Below are 3,484 nucleotides of genomic sequence, written 5' to 3' on the forward strand. Positions count from 1 at the left end.
GCCCATGCCCGGGCCGGCGCCGCGCCCGGCTCAGGTCCCGGGGCCGGCGCGGGCGAGCAGCTCGCGGCGGACCGCCGCCTTGGAGATCTTGAGCATCGAGCCCTGGGTGGGCAGCTCGTCGGTGAGCTCGAGCTGCTCGGGCAGCTTGAAGCGACCCAGCCCGGCGGCGAGCAGGTGGCGTTGCATCTCGGCGAAGTCCAGGTCGGGCTGGCCGGGTACCCGCTCGACCACCGCGCAGACCCGCTCGCCGCGTTCGTCGTCGGGCAGGCCGACCACGGCGACCCGGGCGACCAGCGGATGCGTGCCCAGCAGGTCCTCGACCTCCCGCGCGGAGATGTTCTCGCCCTTGCGGATGATGATGTCCTTGATCCGTCCGGTGATCTTGATTCGGCCGTCCGGGCGGACCATCCCCAGGTCGCCGGTGCGTAACCAGCCGTCGACGAACGCCTGCGCGCTCAGCGCCGGATCGCGGTAGCCCACGCACACCTGGGGACCGCGGATCTGCAGCTCGCCCTCCTCCCCCGGGTCGGCGACGGTGCCGTCGAGGCGGGCGGCCCGGATCTCGATGCCGCGCACGGGCGTCCCGTCGGTTCCCCGGCGCAGCTCGACGTCGTCGTCGGGGTAGCCGACGGCGATCATCGGGACCTCGGTCATCCCGTAGGCGGGGATGTAGGTCACCCCAAGCTCCGCGGTGATCTGGTCGAACATCGCCGGTGGGGTGGGGCCGGCACCGCCGCCGAGCTGGCGCAGGTCCGGCAGCAGCCGGCCGGCGCCGCGCCGGCGCTGCTCGCGCAGCAGCAGCTCCCCGAACGCGACGCTGCCGCCGCACAGGTTCACCCGGTGCCGGCGGAACAGCTCCGCCAGCGACGACGGGTCGAACCGCTCCACCGACAGGGTGCGGATCCCGACGGAGAACATGAAGCAGAACAGGTTCGGCCCGCCGATGTGGGCGATGGCGAACTGCATCGCGAACACCGTGTCCGCGTCGAGCCGCATCCGCTCGGCGTAACCGCGACCGCCCCACATCAGCGACTCGTCGGAATGCAGCACGCCCTTGGGCTCGGAGGTCGTGCCGCTGGTGTAGAAGGTCCAGCGGGCCTCGCGCGGGTCGGCCGGTGGCGGCGGCAGGGTCGCCGGGTCGCCGTCGGGCAGGTCGTCGAGGCCGACGACCACGGTCCGCGGCCGGGGGGCGTCCGACCAGTCGAGCCCGTCGACCATCTCGACGTAGTCGAACCCGTTCCAGGTGCCGGGCAGCACGACGTACTCGGCGCCGGTCTGGCGCAGCGCGAACCCGACCTCCCGGCCCCGCACCGCCGGGATCACCGGGTTCTGGTGGGCGCCGAGGCGGGCCAGCGCCAGGCACACCAGCAGGGTCTCGATCCTGGTCGGCAACTGCCAGGTCACCCGGGATCCCGGGCCGATCCCGAGCTGGTGCAGACCCGCGGCCACGCGCTCGGTCCGGTCGCGGAACTCGCCGAAGGTGATCCGGCGATCCCGCTCGTCGACGATCATCAACCGGTCCGGGGTGAGCCGCGCCCGTCGCTCGCACACCTCCCAGAAGGTGAGGTCGTCGATGGGTATCACGGCCGATGCGGACGTCGTCACGGCGGCCACTCCTCTCTCTGGCGTCAGCTCTTCGGCGTCAGCTCTTCGGCGTCAGCTTTCCGGCGTCAGCTTTCCGGCGTCAGCTTTCCGGCGTCAGCCGCCGTGGTTCGGGTCGACGCCCAGGTAGTGCTCGAAGACCTCCTCCGCGACGTCCTCGGGGCGCCCGTCGAACACGATCCGCCCCTTGGTCAGCACGCAGACCCGGTCGGCCGCGGCCAGGGCCCGGTGGACGTACTGCTCGACGAGCAGCAGCGACGTCCCGGCCTGGGTGATCCGGCCGAGGAACTCGTAGATCTGGTCGACGATCACCGGGGCGAGCCCCATCGACACCTCGTCGACCAGCACCACGGCGGGGTCGTCGAGGTAGGCGCGCATCACCGCGAGCATCTGCTGCTGGCCGCCGGAGAGCTCGCCGGCCGGCTGGGACAGCTTGCTGCCGAGGATCGGGAAGTTCGCCACCGCGCGCTCGACCGCGTCGTCGACGTCGCGTTTCCAGGTGTGCAGGACGAGGTTCTCCCGCACGGTCAGCGACGGGTAGACGCCCCGGCCCTCCGGGATGTGACACAGCCCGCCCCGGGCCCGCTGGTAGGGCCGGGCCCGGGTGACATCACGCCCGTCGAGGATCACCTCGCCGCGGGTCGGGCGCAGCAGGCCCGAGGCCACCCGCAGCAGCGTCGTCTTGCCCGCGCCGTTCGGCCCAAGCAGCGCGACCACGCTGCCACGCGGCACGGTCAGCGAGACGTCGTGCAACACGGCCGAGGCGCCGTAGCCGGCGTCCAGCCCGCGGACCTCCAGCACCGGGGTCGCGGGAGCGGCGGCGGCGCCCTCGCCGCCCGGCCGGGTCTCGGTGACGGTCACGAACTCACCTCCTGGGTCACGGTCTGCAGCGACGGCGCCGCGGGGTCGCCCGGGCCGGACTGGCCATCCGGTTCGGGCTGGCCGGTCTCGGCCGAGTCGCCGGTGGCCGCCTCGGAGCCGAGGTAGGCGGCGCGCACGGCGTCGCTCGCGGCGACCTCGGCGGGTGTCCCCTCGAAGATCGGGACGCCGAAGTCGAGGACGTAGATGTAGTGGCAGACCTCCATGACCAGCGCCATGTCGTGCTCGATGAGCAGAACGCCGACGTCGCCCTGGCGGATCACCTCGGCGAGCACCTCGCCGAAGCGGGCGGTCTCCAGCCGGTTCAGGCCGGACGACGGCTCGTCGAGCAGGAGCATGTCGAACGGGCCGGCCAGGCAGCGGGCCAGCTCGACCAGCCGGCGCTCCCCGGTCGACAGGATGCCGACGGGCCGGTCCAGCAAGTCGGTGATCCCGCAGGTCGCCGCGGCGCGCTCGACCGCCTCGGCGACCACCCTGCGCTGCGAGCGGGTCCCGGCGAGGTGCCGCCAGGGCCGGATGCCGGCCATGGACGCCTCCCGGCCGAGCACGATGTTCTCCCGCACCGACATCGAGTCGAACAGTTCCATCCGTTGGAACGTCCGGCCGAGCCCGCCGCGGGCCCGTGCCGACGGGGCGAGGCGCGACACGTCCGAGCCGTGCAGCCGCACCCGCCCGCTGCTGGGACGGACCAGGCCGCTGCAGGCGTTGAACGTCGTCGTCTTACCGGCGCCGTTGGGCCCGATCAGCCCGGTGACCCGGCCCTGGGGAGCGGTCAGCGAGAAGCTGTCGACGGCGAGGTTGCCGCCGAAGCGGACGCTGATCTTCTCCACCTGAATGCCGCTGTCGGGCGCGGCGGCGACCGCCGCCGGCCGATCGATGGAGATCGCCACCACCTCGGCCGCCGCAGCCGCGCCGAGGGGCAGCGCGTCAACGGGCAGCCCGTCAACGGGCAGCGTGTCGACGGGCAGCGTGTCGACGGGCAGCGCGGTGGGCGGCCCGGCCG

Annotated in this window: 3 protein-coding genes; all 3 read right to left on the reverse strand. The window is 73.3% G+C overall.

Features of this window, described 5'->3' with window-relative positions; translation table 11 throughout:
• Positions 1-30 precede the first annotated feature (30 nt).
• Complete coding sequence (locus ND748_RS28250; protein WP_251749237.1) at positions 31-1,605, reverse strand: class I adenylate-forming enzyme family protein; 1,575 nt, start codon at positions 1,603-1,605, stop codon at positions 31-33.
• Positions 1,606-1,698: 93 nt separating this feature from the next.
• Positions 1,699-2,463, reverse strand: coding sequence for an ABC transporter ATP-binding protein (locus ND748_RS28255; protein WP_251749238.1), 765 nt, complete (start codon positions 2,461-2,463; stop codon positions 1,699-1,701).
• The coding region (locus ND748_RS28260) for an ABC transporter ATP-binding protein (RefSeq protein ID WP_251749239.1) at positions 2,460-3,484 on the reverse strand (1,025 nt) is incomplete at its 5' end. The genes ND748_RS28260 and ND748_RS28255, both read right to left, overlap by 4 nt.

Origin of the sequence: Frankia sp. AiPs1, assembly GCF_023716945.1 — a bacterium.
Classification (GTDB): Bacteria; Actinomycetota; Actinomycetes; order Frankiales; family Frankiaceae; genus Frankia.